General features: G+C 73.4%; 23 protein-coding genes. 11 read left to right on the top strand and 12 right to left on the bottom strand.

Going from position 1 to position 26,169, the window contains the following annotated elements; translation table 11 throughout:
• Nucleotide 1: 1 nt before the first annotated feature.
• The 4 genes from AB0G28_RS34795 to AB0G28_RS34780 all read right to left on the bottom strand — a co-directional run bounded on the left by AB0G28_RS34795 (nucleotide 2) and on the right by AB0G28_RS34780 (nucleotide 3,911).
• Nucleotides 2-547: a regulatory protein RecX gene (locus AB0G28_RS34795; RefSeq protein ID WP_361099123.1), complete on the bottom strand. Its 546-nt coding sequence runs from the start codon at nucleotides 545-547 to the stop codon at nucleotides 2-4.
• A gap of 18 nt (nucleotides 548-565) precedes the next feature.
• Nucleotides 566-1,612, bottom strand: a complete 1,047-nt coding sequence (gene recA / locus AB0G28_RS34790) for a recombinase RecA (protein ID WP_003054505.1) — start codon at nucleotides 1,610-1,612, stop codon at nucleotides 566-568.
• Nucleotides 1,613-1,850: 238 nt separating this feature from the next.
• The gene (locus AB0G28_RS34785; RefSeq protein WP_361099120.1) at nucleotides 1,851-2,045 is read right to left on the bottom strand and encodes a DUF3046 domain-containing protein; all 195 of its coding nucleotides are present in this window, start codon (nucleotides 2,043-2,045) and stop codon (nucleotides 1,851-1,853) included.
• A gap of 39 nt (nucleotides 2,046-2,084) precedes the next feature.
• The gene (locus tag AB0G28_RS34780) at nucleotides 2,085-3,911 is read right to left on the bottom strand and encodes an Hsp70 family protein (protein WP_361099117.1); all 1,827 of its coding nucleotides are present in this window, start codon (nucleotides 3,909-3,911) and stop codon (nucleotides 2,085-2,087) included.
• Between the two features lie 274 nt (nucleotides 3,912-4,185).
• Between AB0G28_RS34780 and pdxA the strand changes: the two genes are divergently transcribed.
• The 4 genes from pdxA (at nucleotide 4,186) to def (ending at nucleotide 11,322) form a co-directional block, all read left to right on the top strand.
• Nucleotides 4,186-5,214: a 4-hydroxythreonine-4-phosphate dehydrogenase PdxA gene (pdxA, locus tag AB0G28_RS34775; protein WP_361099114.1), complete on the top strand. Its 1,029-nt coding sequence runs from the start codon at nucleotides 4,186-4,188 to the stop codon at nucleotides 5,212-5,214.
• Entirely contained in the window at nucleotides 5,211-6,077 is an 867-nt protein-coding gene (locus AB0G28_RS34770) for a DeoR/GlpR family DNA-binding transcription regulator (protein ID WP_361099111.1), read from the top strand. Before pdxA ends, AB0G28_RS34770 begins: the two co-directional genes overlap by 4 nt.
• Nucleotides 6,067-10,740, top strand: coding sequence for a DEAD/DEAH box helicase (locus AB0G28_RS34765; protein ID WP_361099108.1), 4,674 nt, complete (start codon nucleotides 6,067-6,069; stop codon nucleotides 10,738-10,740). The genes AB0G28_RS34770 and AB0G28_RS34765 overlap by 11 nt, the downstream gene beginning before the upstream one ends.
• A gap of 81 nt (nucleotides 10,741-10,821) precedes the next feature.
• Nucleotides 10,822-11,322, top strand: a complete 501-nt coding sequence (def, locus tag AB0G28_RS34760) for a peptide deformylase (protein ID WP_361099105.1) — start codon at nucleotides 10,822-10,824, stop codon at nucleotides 11,320-11,322.
• Between the two features lie 7 nt (nucleotides 11,323-11,329).
• Here the strand turns inward: def and AB0G28_RS34755 are convergent, their stop codons facing one another.
• The 5 genes from AB0G28_RS34755 to AB0G28_RS34735 form a co-directional block, all read right to left on the bottom strand.
• Complete coding sequence (locus AB0G28_RS34755; RefSeq protein WP_361099237.1) at nucleotides 11,330-12,391, bottom strand: GNAT family N-acetyltransferase; 1,062 nt, start codon at nucleotides 12,389-12,391, stop codon at nucleotides 11,330-11,332.
• Nucleotides 12,392-12,465: 74 nt separating this feature from the next.
• A complete protein-coding gene (locus tag AB0G28_RS34750; protein WP_361099102.1) occupies nucleotides 12,466-13,299 on the bottom strand; it encodes an alpha/beta hydrolase in 834 nt (277 codons plus the stop codon).
• A gap of 15 nt (nucleotides 13,300-13,314) precedes the next feature.
• Nucleotides 13,315-14,046, bottom strand: coding sequence for a VOC family protein (locus tag AB0G28_RS34745; protein ID WP_361099099.1), 732 nt, complete (start codon nucleotides 14,044-14,046; stop codon nucleotides 13,315-13,317).
• 71 nt (nucleotides 14,047-14,117) lie between these two features.
• Nucleotides 14,118-14,885, bottom strand: coding sequence for a maleylpyruvate isomerase family mycothiol-dependent enzyme (locus tag AB0G28_RS34740; RefSeq protein WP_361099096.1), 768 nt, complete (start codon nucleotides 14,883-14,885; stop codon nucleotides 14,118-14,120).
• Nucleotides 14,875-15,345: an SAV_6107 family HEPN domain-containing protein gene (locus AB0G28_RS34735; protein WP_361099234.1), complete on the bottom strand. Its 471-nt coding sequence runs from the start codon at nucleotides 15,343-15,345 to the stop codon at nucleotides 14,875-14,877. Before AB0G28_RS34735 ends, AB0G28_RS34740 begins: the two co-directional genes overlap by 11 nt.
• Before the next feature lie 755 nt (nucleotides 15,346-16,100).
• Between AB0G28_RS34735 and AB0G28_RS34730 the strand changes: the two genes are divergently transcribed.
• Nucleotides 16,101-16,613 (top strand): YbaK/EbsC family protein, encoded by a 513-nt coding sequence (locus AB0G28_RS34730; protein ID WP_361099093.1) that lies wholly within the window; start codon nucleotides 16,101-16,103, stop codon nucleotides 16,611-16,613.
• The gene (locus AB0G28_RS34725; RefSeq protein WP_361099090.1) at nucleotides 16,610-17,182 is read left to right on the top strand and encodes a GNAT family N-acetyltransferase; all 573 of its coding nucleotides are present in this window, start codon (nucleotides 16,610-16,612) and stop codon (nucleotides 17,180-17,182) included. Before AB0G28_RS34730 ends, AB0G28_RS34725 begins: the two co-directional genes overlap by 4 nt.
• A gap of 20 nt (nucleotides 17,183-17,202) precedes the next feature.
• Here AB0G28_RS34725 and AB0G28_RS34720 read toward each other — a convergent pair whose 3' ends face one another.
• The 3 genes from AB0G28_RS34720 to metF all read right to left on the bottom strand — a co-directional run bounded on the left by AB0G28_RS34720 (nucleotide 17,203) and on the right by metF (nucleotide 21,034).
• Nucleotides 17,203-18,075, bottom strand: a complete 873-nt coding sequence (locus tag AB0G28_RS34720; RefSeq protein ID WP_361099087.1) for an EamA family transporter — start codon at nucleotides 18,073-18,075, stop codon at nucleotides 17,203-17,205.
• Nucleotides 18,076-18,418: 343 nt separating this feature from the next.
• A complete protein-coding gene (locus AB0G28_RS34715; RefSeq protein WP_361099084.1) occupies nucleotides 18,419-20,107 on the bottom strand; it encodes a DUF885 domain-containing protein in 1,689 nt (562 codons plus the stop codon).
• Between the two features lie 42 nt (nucleotides 20,108-20,149).
• Nucleotides 20,150-21,034: a methylenetetrahydrofolate reductase [NAD(P)H] gene (metF, locus tag AB0G28_RS34710; protein ID WP_361099080.1), complete on the bottom strand. Its 885-nt coding sequence runs from the start codon at nucleotides 21,032-21,034 to the stop codon at nucleotides 20,150-20,152.
• A gap of 50 nt (nucleotides 21,035-21,084) precedes the next feature.
• On the opposite strand from metF, the gene merB reads away from it, so the two are divergent.
• The 5 genes from merB to AB0G28_RS34685 are packed head-to-tail and all read left to right on the top strand — an operon-like array spanning nucleotide 21,085 to nucleotide 26,090.
• Nucleotides 21,085-21,774, top strand: a complete 690-nt coding sequence (gene merB, locus AB0G28_RS34705; RefSeq protein ID WP_361099077.1) for an organomercurial lyase — start codon at nucleotides 21,085-21,087, stop codon at nucleotides 21,772-21,774.
• 60 nt (nucleotides 21,775-21,834) lie between these two features.
• Entirely contained in the window at nucleotides 21,835-22,917 is a 1,083-nt protein-coding gene (locus AB0G28_RS34700) for a polyprenyl synthetase family protein (RefSeq protein ID WP_361099074.1), read from the top strand.
• Between the two features lies 1 nt (nucleotide 22,918).
• Entirely contained in the window at nucleotides 22,919-24,391 is a 1,473-nt protein-coding gene (gene crtI, locus AB0G28_RS34695) for a phytoene desaturase family protein (RefSeq protein WP_361099071.1), read from the top strand.
• Nucleotides 24,388-25,314: a phytoene/squalene synthase family protein gene (locus AB0G28_RS34690; protein ID WP_361099068.1), complete on the top strand. Its 927-nt coding sequence runs from the start codon at nucleotides 24,388-24,390 to the stop codon at nucleotides 25,312-25,314. The genes crtI and AB0G28_RS34690 overlap by 4 nt, the downstream gene beginning before the upstream one ends.
• Nucleotides 25,311-26,090: an LLM class F420-dependent oxidoreductase gene (locus AB0G28_RS34685; RefSeq protein WP_361099065.1), complete on the top strand. Its 780-nt coding sequence runs from the start codon at nucleotides 25,311-25,313 to the stop codon at nucleotides 26,088-26,090. The genes AB0G28_RS34690 and AB0G28_RS34685 overlap by 4 nt, the downstream gene beginning before the upstream one ends.
• Nucleotides 26,091-26,169 lie beyond the last annotated feature (79 nt).

Below are 26,169 nucleotides of genomic sequence, written 5' to 3'. Positions count from 1 at the left end.
GTCAGTCGATGACCGCGTCGTCGAGCAGGGTGGACTCCGCGCCGTACTCGCGGAGTTCCTCCCTGATCACCGTGTACGCCAGCCCCTGCGGATAACCCTTGCGGGCCAGGAACCCGAGCAGCCGCCGCAACGCCGTCTGCTCGTCGACGTTGCCCAGCGACCCGAGGCGCTTGCGGACCAGTTCCCTGGCCATCTGCTCCTCGGACTCGCGGTCGACCTCTTCCGCCGCTTGCGCGGCGACCTCGCCGTCGACACCCTTGCGCCGCAGCTCGGCCACCAGCGCCGTGCGGGACAGGCCCTGGTTCGTGTGGCGGGACTTCACCCACAGCTGGGCGAATTCCTCGTCGTTCACCAGCCCCGCCCGGTCGAGCTTGCCGAGCAGGGTTTCGCTCGTCTCCTCGTCGAACCCCTTGCGGTGCAACGCCTGCCGCAGCTCCTCCTGGGTGCGCGGACGAGCGGCCAGGAGATCGAAGCAGATCTCCTTGGCCTTCTTGTACCGCTCCTCAGGGGGCAGCTCGGCCGGCGGGACTTTGGGCGCCCTCGCCATCGGTTACCGCTCGCCTCTCTAGAAGTCGACCGGCGCCGGAACCGCCTCGACGGCCGCCGCGTCGAGCTGCGGGCCGATGCCGAGCTTCTCCTTGATCCGCTTCTCGATCTCGTTGGCGATGTCCGGGTTGTCGCGCAGGAACCGGCGCGCGTTCTCCTTGCCCTGGCCGAGCTGGTCGCCCTCGTAGGTGTACCAGGCACCCGACTTGCGCAGGATCGCCTGGTCGACACCCATGTCGATCAGGGAGCCCTCGCGGGAGATGCCCTGGCCGTACAGGATGTCGAACTCGGCCTGCTTGAAGGGCGGGGCCACCTTGTTCTTGACGACCTTGACGCGGGTCCGGTTGCCGACCGCCTCGCCGCCGTCCTTCATCGTCTCGATGCGGCGCACGTCCAGGCGGACGGACGCGTAGAACTTCAGCGCCTTGCCACCGGTCGTCGTCTCCGGGGAGCCGAACATGACGCCGACCTTCTCGCGGAGCTGGTTGATGAAGATCGCCGTGGTGCCCGAGTTGGAGAGCGCACCGGTGATCTTCCGCAGCGCCTGGCTCATCAGGCGGGCCTGGAGGCCGACGTGCGAGTCGCCCATCTCGCCCTCGATCTCGGCGCGCGGCACGAGCGCGGCCACCGAGTCGATGACCAGGATGTCGAGCGCGCCGGAGCGGATCAGCATGTCCGCGATCTCGAGCGCCTGCTCACCGGTGTCCGGCTGGGAGACCAGCAGCGCGTCGGTGTCGACGCCGAGGGCCTTGGCGTACTCCGGGTCGAGGGCGTGCTCCGCGTCGATGAACGCCGCGATGCCGCCGGCACGCTGCGCGTTCGCCACCGCGTGCAGGGCGACCGTCGTCTTACCGGAGGACTCCGGGCCGTAGATCTCGACGACCCGGCCGCGGGGCAGCCCGCCGATGCCGAGGGCGACGTCGAGGGCGATCGAGCCGGTGGGGATCACGGCGATGGGCGGCCGGGTGTCCTCGCCGAGGCGCATCACCGAGCCCTTGCCGTACTGCTTGTCGATCTGCGCGAGCGCGAGCTCGAGCGCCTTGTCCTTGTCGGGTGCTGCAGGCATGGAAGTCCACCTCGCTGGTCGAAGCCCCCGTCTCGAGGGCTCTGTGTCGGTTCTTCAGCTGTCCGGTCCGACGCTAGCGGCGGGGACCGACAATTCCAGGCGCGGCGCCCAATCTGTGGATCGCTGGACCCGATGTGGACAACACCATAGACGAACACCTGTTCGAGGTCGGCAGCGACACACCCTTGCGCTAGGATTTTCGCCCGCCCGGGTCAGGACCCGTGCGTATTCGCCCAGGTCAGCGCCGTTCGGCCGGGATGTCGAAGGCGTCGCAGACCTCGCGCCAGATCTCCTTCGCCGGGATTCCCGCGGTCAGCGCCTGGTCGACGGTGCGCCCGCCGAGCCCGCTGAGGACGTGATCCCTGGCCAGTACCTGGGCCCGCCCCGGGCCGAACTCCTCGGCCATCAGCCGCCGGAAAACCGTGATCCGCATCGAACCCACTCTAACCGGAGGGCGCGAACGGTCCGTTCGCTACTCCCCGGGCTGGACGCTCTGCTCGAAGTAGTCGGCCAGCGTGCCCGGCGTCGTCGCCTGGGCCTGCTCGCTCGTGTTCAGCTGGTAGATGAACCCGGCCAGCGGCCGGTCCGACACGGTGAACACGAGCACCGCCGACGTCCGGCCCGCGGCCGACGAGTAGTGCCCCTTGAGCCCGTTGCCGCCCCAGTCGGCCTCGGTGCGGTCGCCGCCCGCCGAGGCGAGCAGGCCGTCGGTGTACTGCTTGAGCGCGGCGGCGCTGTCGCCGTGGACGTAGGTCACCTGGGTGCCCGCCCGGCCCGGCGCGGAGCAGGTCGAGGCGGCCCCGAGGCTTTGCGCCGGCGCCGCCGGGCCGTTGCCCATGCCCGGCTTGCAGTCGCCGGTGTCGGCGATCTTCCCGGCGAGCTGGCGCAGGCAGCCGGTGAAGCCCTTGTCGTCCGCGTGACCGGGCGTCCTGCACTGGTCCGCGGTGTAGGTGGTCACCGAAGACGACGAGGTCAGGAAGACGGTCAGGCCCGCCGCGAGCACCACCACGACCGCCGCCGCGACGGCGATGAGCAGCTTCTTCTTCCCGCCGGGTTTCGGTCCGGCCTTCTCCGGCGCGGGCGGGTACGCCGGGAAGTTCGACGGCATCGGCTGCGGGCCGCGGGGCGGGAAGTTCCCGTGGAACTGCGGCGGCGGAGGCGGCGGCGCGTACTGCGGACGGTGCCCCGCGGCCACCGCCCCCTCGACGTTCTGCGTGCGCACCGAGAGCCCGTCGCGGGCCACGTGCTGCGCGCCGAGCGCGACGGCGGTCTCCGGCTGGTCGAGGCTGCCCGGCACCACCCCGAGCTTCTCCGCGACCATCGTGCCGACCAGCGGCAGCCGGCTCGACCCGCCGACGAGGTAGATGCCGGCCAGCCGGTCCGGGGTCAGCCCGGACGACCGCAGCGTCCGCGACAGCAGTTCGACGCTGCGCAGCATCGCCGGCCGGACCAGGCCTTCCAGCTCGCCGCGCGTGACGAGGACGTCCTTGAACGGCTCGGGCATCGGCACCTCGGTCTGCGGGTGCCGCGACAGCGCCTCCTTGGCCGCCTTGACGTCCTCCTGCAGCGCACGCCGGGTGCGCCGGTCGGCGGTCGACTCGGGCCGCAGCAGCCGCTGCCAGCGCTGCGGGTCGGAGTGCGAGACCTCGCGCCCGACGTGCACCATCAGCGCCTGGTCGACGTCGAGGCCGCCGAGGTCGGGCAGGCCGTCTTCGGCGAGCACCGTGAACCCGGTCTGCGTGGCGCCGACGACGGCGACGTCGAAGGTGCCCGCGCCGAGGTCGTAGACGGCGAGCGCCTGGCCGGGGGCCAGCGACTTCCCGGGGAACGACGCGAAGTGCGCCGCCGCCGCGACCGGTTCGGGCACCAGCAGGATGTTCGGGCCCATCCCGGCGAGCCGGGCGGCGGTCATCAGGACGTTGCGCCTGGTCTGGCCCCACTGCGCGGGGTGGGTCAGCCGGACTTCGTCGGGCTGCTCGCCGCCGAGCTGGCGCGAGGTCTCTTCGAGCACGCGGCGCAGGATGGCGGCGAGCGCGTCGGCCACCGGGACGACGTCGGTGCCCAGCAGCAGGGTCTGCTCGTCGATGCGGCGCTTGGGGTTCGGTTCGAAGCGCGTCGGGTCGAGGCGGGCGCGGCGTTCGGCGTCGCGGCCGACCATGATCGTGCCCTCTTCGGTGGCGAACACCGCCGACGGCATGTTGGCCGAGCCGTCCACCTCGACGACCCGGGGCGGCCTGCCGTGCGCGGAAAGCACCGCGACGGTGTTGGACGTCCCCAGGTCCACCGACAGGATCCGCACAGAACTCCCCTTCGCGAAGACACGCCCCGACGGCGTTCGCCGTGATGCTGCCATGCGGGTGGTCACCGTGCGTGCGGACCCGGGAAAGTCGCTGCTCCTTGACACGGCGGCCGGGCCGGGGGCACGATAGTTGCACATTCCGGTCAATCAAGGTGCGCGAACTGCGCGAAGAACCGTGATCGACGCCTCGGCGATCTGGGTACCCCGGCACATGCCGGAGGCCGCCCGCCCGAGCCGACGGCGAACCACGTCCGGCCACCGGAAGGAAGAAACCTTGAGCGACCTCCCCCTCCTCGCCGTCACCCTGGGCGACCCCGCGGGCATCGGCCCGGAGATCACCCTGAAGACCCTCGCCGAGCCCGAGTCGCTCCAGCTGGCGCGCGGCGTCGCGGTGGGCGACGCGGTCGTGCTGGAACGCCTGGTCCGGCACCTGGGCCTGCACCTGGAGGTCAACCCGATCGCGACGGTCGCCGACGCGCGCTTCACCACCGGCGTGATCGACGTGCTCAACCTCGGCGTGGTCACCGACGACCTGCCATGGGGCGAGGTGAACGCGACCGCGGGCGCCGCGGCGCTCGGAGCGATCGAGGTCGCCACCCGGCTCGCGCTGGCCGGCGAGGTCGACGCGATCGTGACCGCGCCGATCAACAAGGAGGCCATCTGGGCGGCGGGCTCGCAGCACCTCGGGCACACCGAGATGCTCGGCGAGCTGACCGGGTCGACCCGGTTCACCACGATGTTCTGGGTGTCGGGGCTGAAGATCTTCTTCGCCACCCGGCACCTTTCGCTGCGTGAGGCACTCGACCGGATCACGCGGGAGAACATCGAGCACGCGATCCGCGAGGCCTACACCGCGCTGGAGGTGTTCGGCACGGAGAAACCGAAGCTGGCGGTGGCGGCGCTGAACCCGCACGGCGGGGAGAACGGCAAGTTCGGCGAGGAGGAGATCGTCGCGATCGCCCCCGCGGTGGCCGCCGCGCGCGCCGCCGGGCTGGACGTGGTCGGCCCGATCCCCGCCGATTCCGTGTTCCACCAAGGGATCCAGGGCCGGTTCGACGGCGTGCTCTCGCTCTACCACGACCAGGGGCACATCGCGTCGAAGACGTACGACTTCGAGGGCACGGTGGCGGTGACGGTCGGCCTGCCGATCCTGCGCACGTCGGTCGACCACGGCACGGCGTTCGACATCGCGGGCACCGGCCGGGCGTCGCACGGCACCATGCGGGCGGCGTTCAAGGCCGCGGCGACCCTGGCGCCGTACGCGCGGAAACTGCCCGTGATCTACCCGCCGGGTGTCCGATGATCCGGCCGCGACCGGGCACCCGTGACCGGCGCGCGATGCTGCTCGAAGCCGTGCGTCACGGCTCGGGCGGCATCGCGGAGCTGGCCGAAGAGTTCGGCGTCTCGGAATCGACGATCCGCCGCGACCTCGCCTCGCTCGCGGGCGCCGGGCACGTCGTCCGCACCTACGGCGGCGCGCTCGACACCGGCCCGGAACACGGCAACCGCGAGCAGGACCCGCAGCGAGCGGCGAAGGACGCCATCGCCCGCGAAGCCGCCGCGCTGGTCCAGGAGGGCGAGGTCGTGCTGCTCGACGCCGGCCCGACCACCGGCAGGCTCGCCCGCCACCTCGCCCACCGCGAGGGGCTGACCGTGGTCACCAACGGCGTCACCGCCATCCGCGAGCTCGCCGGCTTCCCCGGGATCGACCTGATCGTGCTCGGCGGCCGGCTGCGGCACCCCGGCGAAGCGATCCTCGGCGAGAGCGTGCCGGCGCAGCTGCGGCACATCTCACCCGATCGGGTGTTCCTGGGCGCGGACGGCCTGGTCGCCGGACGTGGGCTGTGCTGCCCGTCCCTGGAGCAGTCGGTGGTCAAGCACGCGATGCTCCACGCGGGCGGCGAGGCGTACGTGCTGGCCGACCATTCCCGGCTGGGCCAGGCCCCGTTCCCCTACTGGACCCCGCTGGACCGCGAGTTCCGCCTGATCACCGACCACGCCGCGCTCGACATCCAGTTCGCGCCGTTCGCCGAGAGCGGAGGCGTCCTGCTGGCCGGCGAACCCGAACCCACCGGAGCCCGTGACTCGCGGGCCGGATCACGCGAGTTCCGTGGTCAGAGGTCCTCGCGTTCCGAAATTGTCGGTGGTGCCGCGCATGATGGGTGACGTGGCAGCTGACGTTCTCGACCTCTTCTCCCCCGCGACCCGGGACTGGTTCGCGGGAGCCTTCGCCGCGCCCACCGCGGCGCAGGAAGGGGCCTGGCGGGCCGCGCACGCGGGTGAGCACGCCCTCGTCGTCGCGCCGACCGGGTCCGGCAAGACGCTGTCCGCGTTCCTCTGGGCGCTGGACCGGCTCTCGGTGGAACCGCCGCCGGCGGAAGCGACGAAACGCTGCCGCGTCCTCTACGTCTCGCCGCTGAAAGCCCTCGCGGTCGACGTCCAGCGGAACCTGCGTGCCCCGCTCGCCGGGATCTCGCAGGCCACCCGGCGGCTCGGGCTGCCGGTGCCGCAGATCGAGGTCGGCATGCGCACCGGTGACACCACCGCGGCCGAGCGGCGCACGTTCGGCAAGACCCCGCCGGACGTGCTGGTGACCACGCCGGAGTCGCTGTTCCTCATCCTCACCTCGTCGGCGCGGGAGTCGCTGCGCGGCGTGGAGACCGTGATCGTCGACGAGGTGCACGCGGTCGCCGGCGGCAAGCGCGGCGCGCACCTCGCGCTCTCGCTGGAGCGGCTGGACGCGCTGCTCCCGAAGCCGGCGCAGCGGATCGGCCTGTCGGCGACGGTCCGCCCGATCGACGAGGTGAGCGCGTTCCTGGCCGGCGGACGTCCCGTGCGCGTGGTCCAGCCCAAGCTGGCGAAGACCATCGAAGTCCGCGTCGAGGTCCCGGTCGAAGACATGAGCAACCTCGACGCGCCGCGCGGCGGCCCGGCTCCGAGCCCGCTCGACGCACTGGAGTCGCTGGAGTCGCTGACCGAGGCGTTCCCGCCCGGTGACATCGCGCCGGGCGGCCTCGGCACGCTCGAGGAGATGGCGGGCAACCCGGTGCAGCGGCCGTCGATCTGGCCGGCGGTCGAGGAGCGGGTGCTGAGCCTGATCCGCGACCACCGCTCGACGATCGTCTTCGCCAACTCGCGCCGGCTGACCGAGCGGCTCACCGCCCGGCTCAACGAGCTGGCCACCGAGCAGACGGAGCTCACCGCCGCCGACGCGTTCCCCGCGGAAGCCGTCGGGCAGTCCGGGGTCAGCACCGGCGCGGCGCCGGTGATCGCCCGGGCGCACCACGGGTCGATGTCCCGCGAGCAGCGCACGCACGTCGAGGAGGAGCTCAAGTCCGGGCGGCTGCCGTGCGTGGTGGCGACGTCGTCGCTGGAACTGGGCATCGACATGGGCGCGGTCGAACTGGTGGTGCAGATCGAGGCACCGCCGACGGTCGCGTCCGGGCTGCAGCGGGTCGGCCGGGCCGGGCACCAGGTCGGCGCGGTCTCCTCCGGCGTGATGTTCCCCAAGTTCCGCGGTGACCTCGTCTCGTGCGCGGTGGTCGCGGAGCGGATGGCGACCGGCGCGATCGAGGCGGTCCGCTACCCGCGCAACCCCCTGGACGTCCTGGCGCAGCACGTCGTGGCCATGGTCGCGCTGGAACCGTGGACGGTGCCGGACCTGGCGTCACTGGTGCGGCGCGCGGCGCCGTTCGCCGCCCTGCCGGACGACGCACTGCACGCGGTGCTCGACATGCTCGCGGGCCGGTACCCGAGCGAGGAGTTCGGCGAGCTGCGGGCGCGGATCACCTGGGACCGCATCGGCGGCGAGCTGCGCGGACGACCGGGCGCGCAACGGCTGGCGGTGACCTCGGGCGGCACGATCCCGGACCGCGGCCTGTTCACCGTCATGACCCCGGGCGCGGACGACAAACCAGGTTCGCGCGTCGGCGAGTTCGACGAAGAGATGGTGTACGAATCGCGCGTCGGCGACACCATCCTGCTGGGCACGTCGTCGTGGCGGATCACCGACATCACGCACGACCGCGTCATCGTGGTGCCCGCGCCGGGCGAGCCCGCGCGGATGCCGTTCTGGAAGGGCGACGCGCCGGGCCGTCCGCTGGAACTCGGCCGGGCGCTCGGCAAGTTCGTCCGCGAACTGTCCACATCGGACGAAGTGAAGGCGCGTGAGCGGGCCGAGGCGGCGGGGCTGGACGAGCGGGCGTGCGACAACCTCCTCACCTACCTGGCCGAGCAGAAGGCCGCCACCCGGCACGTCCCGAACGACCGGACGATCCTGCTGGAGCGCTACCGCGACGAGCTCGGCGACTGGCGGATCGTCGTGCACTCGCCGTTCGGCGCGCAGGTGAACGCGCCGTGGGCGCTGGCCATCGCCGCGCGGCTGCGGGAAAACCGCGGGGTCGACGCGCAGGTGGCCCACTCCGACGACGGCATCGTCCTCCGGCTGCCGGACGCGCTGGACGCCGAAGGCGCCGACGTCACCATCGGCGCGGACGACGTGCTACTCGATCCCGAAGAGGTCGAACAGCTCATCGTCGCCGAGGTCGGCGGCTCGGCCGTGTTCGCGGCGCGGTTCCGGGAGTGCGCGGCGCGGTCGCTGCTGCTTCCGCGGCGGGACCCCCGGCGCCGCACCCCGCTGTGGCAGCAACGGCAACGCGCGTCGCAGCTGCTGTCGGTCGCGGCGAAGTACGAACGGTTCCCGGTCGTGCTGGAGGCGATGCGGGAGGTCCTGCAGGACGTCTACGACGTGGGCGGCCTGCGCGAGCTGATGGCCGACGTCCGGGCCCGCAAGGTCCGGCTCGTGGAGGTCGAGACGCCGGCCGCGTCGCCGTTCGCGCGCAGCCTGCTCTTCGGGTACGTCGGCATGTTCCTGTACGAGACCGACGCGCCGCTGGCCGAGCGGCGGGCGGCGGCATTGTCGCTGGACTCGGCGCTGCTGGCCGAACTGCTCGGCACCGAGGCGATCCGCGAACTGCTCGACCCGGAAGCCGTCCGGGAGGTGGAGCGGTCGCTGCAGCGGCTCGAGCCCGACCGGCACGCGCGGTCCGCCGAGGACGCCGCCGACCTGCTGCGGTTCCTCGGGGACCTGACCGTCGAGGAAGCCGGAGCACGCGGAATCCGGCCGGAATGGCTGGCCGAGCTGGAAGCGGCGCGGCGGGCGATCCGCGTGCGGATCGGCGGCACGGAACGGTTCCTGGCCGTCGAGGACGCGGGGCGGGTGCGAGACGCGCTGGGCACCGCGCTGCCGGTGGGCGTGCCCGAGGCGTTCACCGAACCGGTCGCGGACCCGCTCGGGGACCTGCTGTCGCGGTACGCCCGGAGCCGGGGGCCGTTCGCGGCGGCGGACGCGGCCACCCGGTTCGGGCTGGGCACGGCGGTCGTCACCGGCGTCCTCGACCGGATGACCGGGGAAGGCCGCCTGGTCCGGGGCGAGCTGAGCCCGGTCGGGCACCCGGACACCCACGGCGTGGGTGTCGAGTACTGCGACTCGGCGGTGTTGCGAAGGCTGCGGCGGGCGTCGCTGGCGAAGCTGCGCGCCGAAGTCGAGCCGGTCGAACCCGCGGCGCTGGGCCGGTTCTTGCCGGCGTGGCACGGGTTCGGCGGACGCGTCCGGGCGGCACCGACGGCGGACGACGTGCTGTCGGTCGTCGAACAGCTGGCCGGGGCACCGCTGCCGGCGAGCGCGGTGGAGTCGCTGATCCTGCCCGGGCGGCTGCCGGGCTACTCCCCCGCGCTGCTGGACGAGCTGACGACCGCGGGCGAGGTCACGTGGGCGGGCTGCGGCGCGCTGTCCGGCGGCGACGGCTGGATCGCCCTGGCCCCCACCGATGTCGCCGACCTGCTGCTGCCCGAAGTCGTCGAGGACATCCCGACCGGTCCGCTGCACGACGCGATCGTGTCCACTTTGGAGGGTGGCGCGCTGTTCTTCCGCCAGCTGGTGGACCGCGCGACGGTGCTGGTGGACAAGGCGCCGAACGACGCCGAAGTCGTGGCCGCGCTGTGGGACCTGGTGTGGGCCGGGCTGGTCACGGGCGACACGCTCGGGCCGTTGCGGGCCCAGGTCGCCGGCCACGGCGCACACAAGCCGCGGCGGCAGGCGCCTCGCGGCCGGTACGCGCGGCTGCGGGCGGGGCGGCCGCAGATGCCGTCGCGGTCCGGGCCGCCGACCGTCGCCGGGCGGTGGGCGCTGACACCGGCCCGCGAGACCGACGCGACCCGGCGGGCCCACGCGCGGACGGAGGCGTTCCTGGAGCGCCACGGCGTCCTGACCCGCGGCGCGCTCGACACCGAACGCGTCACCGGCGGGTTCTCCGGGATCTACAAGGTGCTCCGCGGCATGGAGGACACCGGCCAGGTGATCCGCGGGTACGTCGTCGAGGGGCTCGGCGCGGCGCAGTTCGCGGCGAAGGGCGCCGTGGACCGGTTGCGGGCGCTGTCCGGTCCGGGCCGTCCGGCGCCCGGCCGCGCGGTGGTGCTGGCCGCGGCGGACCCGGCCCAGCCTTACGGCGCGGCCCTGCCCTGGCCGGCGGCGACCGGGGACACGAAGCACCGCCCCGCTCGCAAGGCCGGCGCCCTGGCGGTGCTGGTCGACGGCGTGCCGGCACTCTACGTCGAGCGAGGAGGCCGATCGCTGCTGAGTTTCACCGACGAACGGCAACCTCTGTCGGAGGCGGCCCAGGCGTTGTCGGCGGCCGTGCGAGAGGGCTGGCTGGGTCAGCTGGCCGTCCAGCGCGCGGACGGCGAGCAAGCCCTGACCTCGGAGCTGGCGGAGGTGTTGCGGGAGGCGGGGTTCCGGGCGACGCCGTCCGGGTTGCGCCTGCGTGCCTGAGCGGGTTGCCGATTCCCCGACGACGGCCTTCCGGACTGGCCTAAGCTGCCAGTCCGACACCGCACGAAGGATGTTCTGCTCATGGCGATGCGCGAACTGCGCTATTTCGGGGACCCGATCCTCAAGTCCGTCTGCGACCCGGTCACCGTGTTCGACGAGAAGCTCGAGGCGCTGGTGCGGGACCTGCTCGACTCGGTGAAACCGGCCGGGCGCGCCGGGCTGGCCGCGCCGCAGATCGGGGTGGGGCTTCGCATTTTCAGCTACGACGTCGCCGGGCTCACCGGGTACGTCATCAACCCCGAGATCGTCGAGCTGTCCGAAGAGACCCACGAGATCAACGAGGGCTGCTTGTCGGTGCCGGAGCTGTGGTTCCCCACGAAGCGGGCGAAGCACGCGAGGGTCCGGGGCGTCGACGTCCACAACGAGCCGATCGAGGTCGAAGGCGAAGACGTGCTGGCGCAGTGCCTGCAGCACGAAACCGACCACCTCGACGGCATCCTCTACCTCGACCGGCTCACCGCCGAGCGCAAGAAGTCCGCCCTGCGCGAAGCACGGGACAAAGACTGGTTCTGGAAGCGCTGAGCCCCGCTCACGCGGGCAGGAACAACCGCAGCTTGGCGCCGTCCTCGACGGTGCGTTCCGTGCGCAGGCCGGCGCGGGCCGCGGTCCGGGGCAGCACGTCGTCGCCCGCGAGGGAGTCCGCCGACAGCTCAGTGATGCCCTGCGCCTCCGCGAGCACCGCGAGCCGCGCCAGCAACGCCGTGCCGATCCCCTGCCGCTGCCACTCGTCCTCCACCAGGAGCGAGATTTCGGCGCCGCCCGACATCAGCGGGATCAGCTGGCCCAGGCCGATCACCTCGCGGCCGAACACGGCGAGGACGCTCGTGCCGCGCGGCGGCACCAGCAGCCGGTGCAGCCGGCGGCGCGGCATTGCCCGCACGCCCGTGTGGTAGCGCCGGAAGAGCGTCGCCATCGAACAGCGGCGGTGCAGCTCGGACACCGCGTCGGCGTCGCCGGGCAAGCCCTTGCGCAGGACGATCGCCGCGCCGTCCGGACGGTCGAGGACCACCGGGCCGGCGACGTTCCGGGCCGCCGCGGTGAGCAGCGTCACCAGCGCTTCGGCGCGGGTCAGCTCGAGCTGCACGAACGGTGCCCACTGGCGGCGCGCCACCAGTGCGCTGTCGGCGCCCAGCTCGAACACCGCCCGGTGCCCGCTCTCGGTGCGGGCCGGGTTCGCTTCGGCGGCCGGGACGAGCGTGACGACGTCCGCGCCGAGGACGTCCTTCAGCACGTCGGCGAGGCGGGCCGGGTCGTCGATCGCCCGGCGGGCCGCCAGCAGCGTCGACGACGACGGGTCGACCAGCTCGTGGACGTCCGCGTCGATGATCGCGGTGCATTCGCAGCCCTCGGCGCGGATGGCTTCGGCCAGGTGCCGCCGGGGCAGGCCGGTCGCGGGGCGCAGCACGATCTCGTCGAGCACCCCGCCGGGCACCGGCAGCACGCTCAGGCCGAGGATGTTGCACTCGAGGTCGGCGAGCCGGATGGCGATGCGGGCCAGCGTGCCGGGGTGGTCGTGCATCCGGATCCGCACCCGCCACGCCGACGGGGTGGCGGGCTCCTCGACGGCGGCCGTCCGGCCGGGCTGGGGCAACGCTCTGGAGGTCTCCATGCCTCCACGGTGCCCCGCGGTTGTTGCCGCTCCAGGGCGCCGGTGTTTCGCGCAGGTCAGCGTTCGACGCGGTCCCGCAACCCCGGCGAAACACTCAGCCACGACCGCAGCTCGGTCGCCAGCGCGACCGGGGCGTCCAGCTGGACGAGGTGCCCCGCCCCGGCGACCGGGGTGAACGTCGCGCCCCGGATGCCCGCGGCCAGCCGCTCGCCGATGGACGGCGGGATCCACGTGTCTTCGGCACCCCACAGGACACGCACCGGCAGGTCGATTTCGCCCAGCCGTTTCTCGTTTTCGACCAGGTACTGCTCGTCGTAGGCGGCGATCTGGCGGTAGAACGCCGGCTGGCCCTCTTCGCCGAGCCACGGCGCGACCAGCGCGTCCACGTCGGCGTCCCGGAGCTGCCGGAAACTCGCGTTGCCGACGTACGCCCGGACCAGCGCCTCGTGGATGTAGGGCGGCACCTGGGCCAGCACGTCCGGATGTTCTTTGACGAGCCGGAAGAACGGCGAGCCCGACGGCGGGATGGCCACGGCGTCGGCCAGCAGCAGCGACGCGTACGGCACGCCGTGGACGAGGTGCGCGCGCAGCGACACGATGCCGCCGTAGTCGTGGGCGACGACGTGCGGCCGGTCGAGGTCCCAGTGCGCGAGGAGGGCCTGGAAGGCGTCGGCCTGGACCCCGAAGTCCACCGGGTGCTCCGGGTTCTTCGAAGACCGGCCGTAGCCGGGCATGTCCCACAGGTAGACGGTGAAGTCGCTGCTCAGCGCCTCGGCGAACGGCCGCCACAGCCACGACGACCAGGGCGTCCCGTGGCAGAACACCACCGACGGCCCCGATCCGGCGCGCTCCCAGGCGATCCGGCGTCCTTGCCAGTCGAAGATCTCCATGCTTCCCAAGCTAGGTCAGCGCGGGGTGAGCACGCAGAACTCGTTGCCCTCCGGGTCCGTCAGGACGCGCCACGGAAGCGCGGGACCGCCCAGGTCCGCGGGCGCCGCACCGGCCGCGATGACGTCGGTCACGGCGGCGGCGTGGTCGGCGCCCGCCGGCGGCGCGACGTCCAGGTGCACGCGGTTCTTGACCCGCTTGACGTCGTCGTTGCGGAGGAATTCCAGCCACGGCCCGCGGCCCGAGGGCGCGCGCAAGCCCACCAGGACGTCGCCCTCCCGGACCTGGACCGGCCGTCCCGTGACGCCCGCCCAGAAGCCCGCCAGGAGCGCGGGGTCGTGGGCGTCGACCACGATCGACGCCACCGAGCCGGTGTCCGCGTACCGGTCGCGGGGCTCGAGCACGCAGAACTCGTTCCCTTCCGGGTCCGCGAGCACCACCCACGGCACCGCGCCCTGCCCGAGGTCGACCCGGCGGCCGCCGAGTTCCAGGGCACGCGCCACCAGCTCGGCCTGGTGCGCCGGAGTCGTGCTCGCCAGGTCGAGGTGGATCCGGTTCTTGACCTCCTTGGGTTCCGGAACGGGCACGCAGACGAGGTCGAGGTCCCAGCCGTCGGTCTCCGGGGCGCGGACGTCGACCTCGCCGGGCTCCTCGACGGCGACCCGCCAGCCGAGCAGCGCGGCCCAGAAGTCCGCCAGGACTCCCGGCCGCGCCGCGTCGATCACCACGTTCACCAGGCGCGTGCTCATGCGCCGCAGGCTAGCGGTCATTCGCGGCAGTCACGTCCGACAGTTCCGGTTCGGCTTCCCCACCGGCCGGGTCATCGGGTCGCGAGCCGCAGCAGCGCCCAGAGCTGGGCCGCCTGGTCGTGCACTCCCCGCACGGTCACCGAGGTCAGGGACGCGCGGCCCCAGAGCCACAGGTAGATCTGCGCGGGTTTCGCCGTGACGACGTCGTCGGCGTTCTCGGCCTCCTCGGCCGAGCAGCGCCAGGCTTCGGTGGTCTCCGGGCCGGCCCGCGCGATCCAGCTGTGCGCGCCGGCCCGCACGCCGACCGAGCCCGCTTTCGTGCCGGTCAGCCCGAGCATCGGCAGCTTCTGGCCGAACCACAGGGTCAGCGCTTCGTCGATGCCGTCGAGCGCGAGGTCTTCGGGGACCCCGCGCGACTCCGTGCCCGCGGCCTGCTCGACGTCGACGCGGTGGACGAGCGTCTCGTGCAGCATGCGCCGCCGCCAGAACCCGTACGTCGGGTCCGCGGGCCACCAGGTGTCGGCGCGGTCCTCGGGGTCGTGCGCGGCCAGTTCGTCGAGCAGCTCGGCCAGGCCGGTCTCCAGGAACTCCCGCAGGCTCTGGCCCGGTTCGGGGTCGCGCTGCCAGTCTTCGGGGCTCCGGCCGTCTGCCAGGCGGCGCCGGATCATCCGGTAGAGGCTTCCGACGTGCCGGGCGACCTCGCCGAGCGACCAGCCGGGGCAGGCCGGCACCGGAGCCTCGACCGGCGCCGCGTGCACGGCCTCGGCCAGCACCCGGCCTTCGATCCCCAACGCCGTGAGCAGCCGCCCGGAGTCGACCAGGCCGTGCTCACGCGACATGGGCTTCCCCGGTGATCGGCAGGCCGTGCACGAGGCGGCGGACGAGTTCGAGGAAGGGAGCGGCGGCCCGCACCAGGCCGGCGGCGGACTCGGCGGTGACCTTGCCGGTGATCCCGGCCTGCGCGGCGGCGCGCGCCGCCGAGTTGCCGTCGAAGAAGGCGGACCACTCCCGCAGCTCGGGCGCGACGGAGTCGAGCAGGACCCAGGTGGAGGCCGGCCGAGCACGGCCCCGGTGCGGACGCCCCCGGGCGGCGAGCACGGCGGCGGCACCGCGCAGCGCCGCGAGGTAGGCGCCGATGAACCGCTCGGCCGGATCGGTCTCCCGCTCGGCCTCGGCGAGCCCGCGCCGAGCCTGCGCGAGCAAGCCGGCGGCGACAGGCGGGGCGGGCGGGCGCACGGCCATGGGGAACAGGGACTGGTCGGCCTCAGTGCCGGTGGTGGCCGGCGGACGCGGCGGCATCGGCAGCTGAGGCTGGTCGGTCTCCGGCGCGGCGGCGGGCGAGCGCCGCGACTCGGGCAGGACCTGCCCGGATTCCGCCTCGCCCCCCGGCTCAGCGGCGGACGGGCGCACCGCCATGGGCAGCAGGGCCTGCTCGGACTCCAACTCACCGGCTGGCGGGCGCACCGCCATCGGCGCCCGAGGCCGGTCGGCCTCCGGCGCGGCGGCGGGCGAGCGCCGCGACTCGGGCAGGACCTGCCCGGATCCCGGCTCGGCGGCGGCCGGACGTGACGACAACGGCAGCTGAGGCTGGTGGGACTCGGCGGCGGAACGGCGCTGTGGCATCGGCTGCCCAGACTCCAGCTCGGCAGCGGAACGGCACAGCGGCATCGGCAGCTCGGGCTGCCGGGAATCCACCACCGGGGCCGAGGCCGCCGAGGCTGTCGAGGGCCGCCGGGGGCGGACGTGGTGGGTTCCGGCCGCCGCCGGGGTTACCGGTGGGCGCAGCGACATGGGCAGCTGTGGCTGCCCCGGATCCGTGGGGGACACGGCCTTGACGGACATGGCGACCCTCCTCCCGCGCGGGGTGAGCTCCGATCGGGGGCCCGGTGCCGAGACGCTTCCCCCGTCCCGGTACCGGGCACCTGACCGGTGCGCGCTCACCGATGTCGAACGCCTGTTCGAACAATTTCCAGAGTAACCCCGGACCGGGCGTCCGCTCAACCCCACCGGGCGTGGTGCGGGACACCAGGTCGGTGGCGTGATCTCATAGGTTCATGAGTTCGCTGGACCACCCCGCCGTCGCCAAGGTGGCGGCCGCGCTGGCCGAGGCCGGGCAGCACGCCGCCGCCGAAGGCATCCGCGTGCTGCCCGCCGAGGTCCGGACCGCCGCCCAGGCGGCCGAAGCACTCGGCGTGCCCACCGGCGCCATCGCCAACAGCCTCATCTTCCGCCTGGGGTCCGACAAAAACGCGCTCCTCGCGCTGACCTCCGGCGCCCACCGCGCCGATCCGGCTACCCTCGCCCGGCTGGCCGGCGCCGAAATCGGGAAGGCCGACGCCGACTTCGTCCGGACGCACACCGGGCAGCCGATCGGCGGGGTCGCCCCCACCGGGCACCCGCGGCCGCTGCCGACGCTCGTCGACACCGCGCTGCGGGACCACGACGTCGTCTGGGCCGCCGCCGGGCATCCGAAGGCCGTCTACCCCACCACCTTCGCCGGGCTGGTGGCCTTGACCGGGGGCACCCCCGGCGCGCTCGGCGGCGCGGAGGAGAATGGACAGCCGTGACCGCGATGCCCGCCGGCTGCTCCCGGTACGTCCAGCTCTCGTCGGACGAGTTCCGCGCACGCCTGCCCGAAGCGCTCGACATCTACGTCCGGGCGATGCGGTACCCGGCGGGCACCGCCGAGCAGCGCGCGCCGATGTGGCTCACCCACGCGCTCCGTGAGGGCTGGCGCTGCATGGCCGCCCTCGACGCCGACGACGTCCTGCTCGGGGTCGCCTACGGCTACCGCGGGCGGGCCGGGCAGTGGTGGCACGAGCAGGTGCGGCACGGCCTGAGCCGCCGGTCCGGGCCCGCCGAGGCCGACCGCTGGCTGTCGGACTACTTCGAGCTGACCGAGATCCACGTCCGGCCGGAAAACCAGGGCCACCAGATCGGCGAGGACCTGCTGCGCGGGCTGCTCGACGGCGTGCCGAGCGCGAACGTGCTGCTCTCGACCCCCGAGGGCACCAGCCGGGCGTGGAAGCTCTACCGCCGGACGGGGTTCGTCGACGTCCTGCGCGACTACCACTTCGCCGGCGACCCGCGGCCGTTCGCGATCCTCGGGCGGGCGCTGCCCCTCGACCCGCGCTGAGCCGAGGGGCAACGCCGCCGTCAGCGCGGTTCCGGGCGCCAGTAGCCGACCGTGAGCGCCGCGACCAGCACGGCGGCGCCGCACCACGCCGTGACGCTCAGCCGCTCGCCGAACAGGACCGCGGACAGCACCGCCGCCGTGAGCGGCTCGAGCACCGCTGCCAGCGCCCCTAGGAGCGGGTGCGCGTCGGCGAGGCCGCGCAGGTACAGGGCGTAGGCGAGCGCGGTCGGCACCGCGCCGAGGTAGCACGCCACGAGCAGGACGTCCGCGTGCAGCGGCAGCGCCATGCCGGACCAGCTCGCCACGGGCGTGAGCAGCAGGCCGCCGGCCAGGCAGCCGAACGCCGTCGTGGGCAGCGGCTCCAGCCCCTCGACCGGCTGGGCGGTGAGCAGGGTGAGGGTGGCGAAGCCGGCCGCCGCGAGGAGCGCGAAGCCGAGCCCGGCGAGGGAGGTCGCTTCGCCCGGTGACCAGCGGAGCAGCGCCAGGCCGGCGACGGTGCCGGCCAGCGAGACCAGCGTCCAGCGGTGCGGCTTCCGGCGCCCGGCGAGGGTGACCACGACGGGTGCGGCACCGATGGTGGTCATGGTCGCGACACTCACCGAACTGAGCGCGACGGCGGCGAAGTAGCTCGTCTGGAACAGGGCGAACAGGCCGCCGACCGCGGCGATGCGCTTGGCCGCTCGGGCCGTGCGCGGAAAGGTGCCGCCGGTCAGGAGGACGAACAGGGTCGCGGCGCCGCCGCCGACGAGCAGCCGGTAGGCGGCGACGGCGAGCGGGTGGAGGCCGGCGAGGTCGCCGAGCAGCGAGCCGGCGAGGCCGCCGGTGCCCCAGAGGACACCGGCGAGAACGAGCGCGGCCGACGAACGGGCGCGCGTGGGTGTGGCGATGGACATCGGGAGAACGCTCCTGCGTCGAAGGAAAAGGGAGTTCGACGACGCGGGGCGGTGCGCAAGACGAATCAGCCGCGGGCCTTTCCGGCCACGCGGCGAGGACCACCCCGCTCAGGCGCGAGGCGGTGGGGTGACGAACAGAATTCGGCGCACGAGAAGGAACCTAGCGGTGCGGTGGGGCGGACGCGACGAGGTTTTCCCCAGGCCGGCCGAGTTGTGGACAACTGGGCTCCGGAACGGCTTTCCGGCCGGTTTCGTCGGTGGGGGCCGATAGACTGGACGTGGGCACGCCCCCCTGGGCGGGTGGGGGCCGGCCCGGGGCGGGCCAGGCCCCCGGCCCCGCACCTCAGGCCAAGTGGGAAAGCTGTTCCCGCAGCGTGTCCAGCCCCATGCCGCCCAGCTTCAGGGCCTCCGTGTGGAAGTGCTTGATGTCGAACGACTTGCCCGCCCGGGCCTGGGCCTCCGAACGCGCCGCCAGCCAGAGGCGCTCGCCGATCTTGTACGCCGGGGCCTGGCCCGGCCAGCCCAGGTAGCGGTCGATCTCGTCGCGGAGGTGGGCCGGGTCCGTGATCGTCCGGGTCAGCATGAACTCCAGGCCCAGCTCCGGCGTCCACCGCTCACCTTCGTGGAAGCCGGTGCCGGACGGGATCACCAGCTCCAGGTGCATGCCCAGGTCGACGATCACCCGGGCCGCGCGGAACAGCTGCTCCGACAGCATGCCCAGCAGGTCGCCGTCGTCCGCGAGGTAGCCCAGTTCCTGCATCAGGCGCTCGGCGTACAGGGCCCAGCCCTCGGCGTGGCCCGACGTGAACGCCATCATCCGCTGGTACTTGTTCAGCGCTCCCGACTGGTCCACCGCCGTCGCGATCTGGAGGTGGTGGCCCGGGGCCCCTTCGTGGTACACCGTGCTCGTCTCGCGCCAGGTGACGAACTCGTCGCGGCCCGCCGGCAGTGACCACCACATCCGGCCCGGGCGGCCGAAGTCCTCGCTCGGGCCCGTGTAGTACGCGCCGACGCCGCCGCCCGGCGGGGCGATCTTGCACTCCAGGGCCATCACGCGGTCGGAGATGTCGAAGTGCTTGCCGCGCAACGACTCCAGTGCCTTGTCGGACAGGCGTTGCATCCACGCCTCGAACTCGGCGCGGCCGCGGACGCGGTAGCGCGGGTCGGCGTCCAGCACCGCGGCGGCCTCCGCGACGGTCGCGCCCGCCTTGACGCGGTTCGCGACGGCGCGCATCTCCTCCTCGATCCGGGCGAACTCCGCCCAGCCCCACTCGTAGGCCTCGCGCAGGTCCAGCGTGGCGCCGACGAAGTACCGCGACCACAGGCGGTAGACGTCCTCGCCGACGGCGTCCTTGACCGGGGCCTTCGGCGCCAGCTCGGCCCGCAGGAACCCGGCGAACTCCGCGTACGCCTCGTCGGCGGCGCGGGCGCCGTGCGCGAGGTCCGACTTCAGCGCTTCACCCTGCGAAGACGCACCGCCGACGAGTGCGGTGAAGAACCCCGTCTCCTCCTTCAGGCCGGCCCACGTTTCGCACTGCTCCGCCACCTTCGCGACCTGACGCAGCGCCGCGACGCGCCCCGCGTCGGCCGCCGAGAGCAGGCCGCTGCGGACGCCGGCCAGGGCCTTCGGGACCTCGCCGAGCCGGGCCGCGACGACCGACCAGTCGTGCTCCGTTTCGAGCGGCATCAGGTCGAACACCATCCGCAGCTCCTGCACCGGGCTGGCGATGACGTTGAGGCTCGCGACGTCGAGTCCGGCTTCGTGGATCTCCAGCTCCAGGCCGACACGCTCGGTGAACACGGCCTTGGCGGCGCGTTCGGCGGCGTCCCGGGGTTCGGCGGCGGTGACGGCGGCGTGCGCCCGCGCGGCCAGGCCGGCGCGCTCGGCGAACCCGTCCGCCGAGTAGTCGGTCAGCCGGTGGTCGTGCCCGGTGATGCCCTGCGCGGTGGCCGCGACGGGGTCCGCGGCCGCGTAGTCGTCGACATAGCGGTCGCAGATGCCGTGCACGCCCTCAGAAGCAGTAGAAGCCATGGGCCGCACGCTACCGGGCCGCAGGTGGCCAGTGGTACGTACTTAAGCACGGGCTGGGACGAGGCCCAGCCTCGCGATCACCTCGCGCGTCGCCTTCGAGCGGTTGAACGTGTAGAAGTGCAGGTTCGGCACGCCCTCGGCGATCAGCTTCTCGCACAGCTCCGTGGTGACGTCGATGCCCGCCGCGCGGAACGCCTTGGGGTCGTCGGCCAGCGGCTCGAGCCGGTCGAGCAGCTTCCGCGGGGCCGGGGCGCCGGACAGCTTGATGGTCGTCTGCAGCGTCCGCATCGTCGTCAGCGGCATGACGCCGGGCAGCACCGGGACGTCGCAGCCGGTCGCGGCGACCCGGTCGCGCAGCCGCAGGAAGTCCTCGGCGTCGTGGAACAGCTGGGCGATCGCGAAGTCGGCGCCCGCGCGCAGCTTGCGGACCAGGTACTTCGTGTCGGTGTCCAGGTCGGGCGAGCGCGGGTGGCCGTAGGTGTACGCCGACACGCCGACGCAGAAGTCGCCCAGCTCGCGCACCAGCTGGACCAGCTCTTCGGCGTAGGTCAGGCCCTCCGGGTGCGGGATCCAGTCGCCGTAGACGTCGCCCGGCGGGTCGCCGCGCAGCGCGAGGATGTTGCGGACGCCGACCGAGGCGTACCAGCCGATCACGTTGCGCAGTTCGGCGACGGAGTGGTTGACCGCGGTCAGGTGCGCCATCGGCACCAGCGTCGTCTCGGTCGCGACGCGGGCGATGCTGCGGATCGTGCCGTCGCGGCTGGAGCCGCCGGCGCCGTAGGTGATCGACATGTAGGCCGGGTCGTACGACTCGAGCTCCCGGATGGCCTTCCACAGGACGGCCTCGTCCGCCGGGTCCCGGGGTGGGAAGAACTCGATGGAGAACTTCGGGCCGTCTCCGCGCAACCGCTCGATCACCGACGTCATACCCACGATGTTAAGGGCAGCGCGGACTAAACTGGATACGGGAGCGTGCCATGAGGGAAGACGACGCGAGCTGGGACGAGGACGTGCGCCTCGCGGTCTACCGCGCCTTCGCCGCCCACGGCCGCGCGCCGAGCGCCCCGGAGCTGGCCGACGCGGCGGGCGGGTCGCTGGCCGTCGCCAAGCAGGCACTGCACCGCCTGGCCGACGCCCACCACCTGGTGCTCGACGAGTGCGAACACGTCGTGCTGGCGCACCCGTTCGCCGCGAAGTCGCTCGGCTTCTCCGTGATGGGCTCGCACACGCTGTGGTGGGGCGGCTGCGCGTGGGACTCCTTCGCCATCCCCCACCTCGTCGAGGCCGAGCCCGAGGTGCTCGTCGCGACCCGCTGTCCCGGCTGCGGGCAGCCGCACGCGCTGGTGGTGAACCGGAGCGCGCCGCCCGAGGGCATCCAGGTGGCGCACTTCCTCGTGCCCGCCGCGCGGATGTGGGACGACGTGCTGCACACCTGCGGCAACCAGCGGCTCTTCTGCTGCGAGTCCTGTGTGGACGCCTGGCTCGCGGAAACCGGGCAGGACAAGGGGTCCGTGCTGGACCTCGTCACGCTCTGGCGGCTCGCGCGCGGCTGGTACGAAGGCAGGCTGGAACGCGGCTACCGGCGGCGCGAGCCGGGCAGCGCGGCCGCCTACTTCGCCGAAGCGGGCCTGACGGGGCCGTTCTGGGCCGCTGCGCCGGGAGTCTGATTCACCACATCCGGGTGCCCCGGCGGCCCGGCCGCCCGCGGGTTCGGCGAGGATGACGTCATGAACGCCGACACCGACCTGCCCGCCCACGTCGAGCGCGCGCTGGCCGGGTTCCTCGGCCGGGCGAGCGCCGAAATCCTCGGAACCGAGCCGACCGTGGCCGCCGGGATCGACGCGCTGAGCGGGTTCGTGCTGAACGGCGGCAAGCGGCTGCGGCCGACGTTCGCCTGGTGGGGCTGGCGCGGCGCGGGCGGCGACCCGGCGGGCCCGGACGCCGAAGGTGTCCTGCAGGCGGTGTCCAGCCTGGAGCTGATCCAGGCGTGCGCGCTGATCCACGACGACCTGATCGACTCCTCCGACTCCCGCCGCGGCTTCCCGACCGTGCACATCGCGGGCGCGAAGCTGCACGCCGACCGGGGCTGGCTCGGTTCGCCGGCGACGTTCGGCCTGGCCACCGCGGTGCTCGTCGGCGACCTGGCGCTGGCCTGGGCGGACGACATGTTCGCCGACGCGCCGCTGCCGGCCGAAACGCTCGCCGCCGCGCGCCCGGCCTGGCGCGCGATGCGCACCGAGGTCCTGGCCGGGCAGTACCTCGACGTCCGGACGCAGGCGACCGGCGACGCCTCCGTCGAGGCCGCACTGAAGATCGACAAGCTCAAGACGGCCGCCTACACCGTGCAGCGGCCGCTGCACCTGGGCGCCGCGCTCGGCGGCGCCTCCCCCGAGCTGATCGCCACCCTGCTGGAGTTCGGCGGCGAGGTCGGCGTCGCGTTCCAGCTGCGGGACGACCTGCTGGGCGTGTTCGGCGACCCGTCGGTGACCGGCAAGCCCGCCGGCGACGACCTGCGGGAAGGCAAGCGCACCCTGCTGGTCGCGCTCGGCCTGCAGCTCGCCGAGGAGAAGGGCGAGCGGGCCGCGGCCACCGTGATCGCGGACGCGATCGGCGACGCGGCCCTGTCCGACGAGGGCGTCGAGACCGTCCGGATGGCCCTGCAGCAGGTCGGCGCGGTCGACGCGGTCGAGCGGCGGATCGACGAGCTGACCACCGCGGCGATGGCCGCCCTCGAGCGCGCCCACCTGGCCGAGCCGGCGCCCGAGGCGCTGACCGGGCTCGTCGTCAAGGCCACCCAGCGGACGTACTGACGTGCGGAAGATCGACGGGCCGGCCGACCACGTCGTCGTGATCGGGGCCGGGCTGGCCGGCCTTTCGGCGACCCTGCACCTGCTCGGCGCGGGACGGCGGGTCACGCTGCTGGAGCAGGCGGACGCCCCGGGCGGGCGGGCCGGGCAGCAGAGCTTCGACGGCAACGCCGTGGACACCGGCGCGAGCGTGCTCACCATGCCGGAACTGCTGGAAGAGGCGTTCGCCGCGGTCGGCGAGCCCCTGGCGAAGAACCTGCGCCTGACCCGGCTCGACCCGGCGTACCGGGCGCGGTTCGCCGACGGCTCGACGCTGGCGCTGCACACCGACGGCGAGGCGATGGAGGCCGAGATCCGCGCCTTCGCCGGCGCCCGCGAAGCGGCGGGTTACCGGGCGCTGCGGCGCTGGCTGACCGAGCTGTACGCCGTGCAGAAGGACCACTTCCTCGCGGCGAACTTCGACTCGCCGCTCGGCCTGGCCCGCCCCGAGCTGGCGAAGCTCGCCGCGCTGGGCGGCTTCGGCCGGCTCGGCCCGCGCGTCGGCCGGTACCTGCTCGACGAGCGCGTCCGGCGGCTCTTCTCCTTCCAATCGCTCTACGCGGGCCTCGACCCGGCGCGCGCGATGGGCGCGTACGGCGTCATCGCCTACATGGACACCGTCGGCGGCGTCTACTACCCCGAAGGCGGGATGGGCGAGATCGGCCGGGCGATGGCCGGGGCCGCCGCACGGGCGGGCGCGGACGTGCGCTTCGGCACCGAAGCCGCGTGGCTCGAGCGGGTGAATTCGCGGGTCCGCGCCGTCCGCACGCGCTCGGGCGAGCGGATCGCGTGCGACGCCGTCGTGCTGGCCACCGAGCTGGGTGCCGCGTACCGGCTCCTCGGGGCGCGGCCGCGGCGGCCGGTGCCGCTGCGCTACTCGCCCTCCGCCGTGGTCCTGCACGGCCGCACCACGAAAGCGTGGGACCTCGGGCACCACACGATCTTCTTCGGCGGCGCCTGGGAGCGGACGTTCGCGGAGATCATCCGCGAAGGGAAGCTCATGAGCGACCCGTCGCTGCTGGTCACGCGGCCGACGGCGACGGACCCGGGGCTGGCCGGCCGCGGCGGCGAGATCGTCTCGGTGCTCGCGCCCGCCCCCAACCTGCGTCGCGGGCCGATCGACTGGGCCCGCGTGCGCGGGCCGTACCGCGAAGAGCTGCTTCGCACGCTGGAGGCACGCGGGCTGACCGGCTTCGGCGACGAGTTCACCGTCGACGAGACGATCACCCCGGCGGACTGGGCGGCGCGCGGGCTCACGGCCGGGACGCCGTTCTCGCTGGCGCACACGTTCGCGCAGACCGGTCCCTTCCGGCCGGCGAACCTGGTGCGCGCGGCGGGCAACGCGGTGCTGGCCGGCTGCGGCACGACCCCGGGCGTCGGCATTCCGCCGGTGCTCATCTCCGGACGACTGGCAGCGGAAAGGATCACCGGCCGGTGAACGAACTCGACGCCGCGGGCATCACCGGACCCGCCCTGCGCGCCGCCTACACCGAATGCCGCCGCATCAACGCCCACTACGGGCGCACGTTCTTCCTGGCCACGCGGCTGCTGCCGGCGCGGGTCCGGCCGGCCGCGCACACGCTGTACGGGTTCGCGCGGATGGCCGACGAACTGGTCGACAACCCGTCGCCGGGCAGCGACCCGGCGGCCGAGCTGGACCGCGTCGCGGCCATGGTCGACGTCGTCTTCGACGGCGGGACCCCCGGGGACCCGGTGCTGGTGGCGCTGTCGGACACGGTGCGCCGGTACGGCCTCTCGCGGGAGCTGTTCGACGCGTTCCTGAAGTCGATGCGGATGGACCTTTCGCCGGTCGAGTACCGGACGTTCGCCGAGCTGGGCGAGTACATGTACGGCTCGGCCGCGGTGATCGGGCTGCAGATGCTGCCGGTGTTCGGCACCGTCGGCCCCCTCGCCGACGCCGAGCCGGGCGCGATCGCGCTGGGCGAGGCGTTCCAGCTGACGAACTTCCTGCGCGACGTCGGCGAGGACCTCGACCGCGGCCGCCTCTACCTGCCGGTTTCGGAACTCGCCGCGTTCGGCGTCTCGCGGGAGCTGCTCGAGGCGAGGCGGCCCGACCCGCGGATCCGGGCGGCGCTGGCGTACTTCGTGGCGCGGACGCGGGCGGTGTACCGGCGGGCCGAGGCCGGGGTGGCGTTGCTGCGTCCCGAATCGCGGCCCTGCGTGCGGACGGCGTTGACGCTGTACGAAGGAATCCTCGACGAGATCGTCGCGCTGGACTACGACATCCTCACGCGGCGCGCGGTGGTGCCGAAGGGGCGGAGGCTGGTGGTCGCGCTACCACCCTTGGCCGCGATGTGGGCGAGCGAGACGTTCGGCGGCGGTCGTAGGCTGCGATCATGACCCAACGACGCATCCGGATCGGCCTGCAGCTCCAGCCGCAGCACGCCGACTACGACACCATCCGGCGCACCGCGTCGGCCGCCGAGGACCTCGGCGCCGACATCGTCTTCAACTGGGACCACTTCTACCCGCTGTACGGCGAGCCCGAGGGCAAGCACTTCGAGTGCTGGACGATGCTCGGCGCGTGGGCGGAGTCGACGTCCCGGGTGGAGATCGGCGCGCTCGTGACGTGCAACAGCTACCGCAACCCCGAGCTGCTGGCCGACATGGCCCGCACGGTCGACCACATCTCCGGCGGCCGGCTCATCCTCGGCATCGGCTCCGGCTGGTTCGAGAAGGACTACGAGGAGTACGGCTACGAGTTCGGCACCGCCGGCGGCCGCCTCGACGACCTGGCGGAGTCCCTCCCCCGGATCGAGTCGCGCCTGGGCAAGCTGAACCCGGCCCCGACCCGCAAGATCCCCGTCCTCATCGGCGGCGGCGGCGAGAAGAAGACGCTGAAGCTGGTCGCGAAGCACGGCGACATCTGGCACGGCTTCGGCGACCCGGAGGTCGTCGGCCGCAAGGTGAAGATCCTCGACCAGCACTGCGCGGACGTCGGCCGCGACCCGGCCGAGATCGAGCGCTCGTGCGGCGTCCAGGGCGAGCCGGACGAGCTGGGCCCGCAGCTCCTGGACCTGGGCGTCACGACGTTCACCGTCGGCGTGGGCGGCCCGGACTACGACCTCGGCGCGCTGAAGAAGTGGCTCGCCTGGCGCGACAAGACCCAGGGCTGACGTCTGTCCGTGAAGGCCTCCTTCCCGGCTCTTAGAGCCGGGAAGGAGGCCTTCACGGCTTTTGGGCCCGGTGGAGATC

The sequence above is a fragment of the Amycolatopsis sp. NPDC021455 genome (assembly GCF_040640995.1).
Lineage (GTDB): Bacteria > Actinomycetota > Actinomycetes > Mycobacteriales > Pseudonocardiaceae > Amycolatopsis.
The sequence above is the reverse complement of the archived record's forward strand: the minus strand, read 5'-3'. Positions and strand labels throughout refer to the sequence as shown.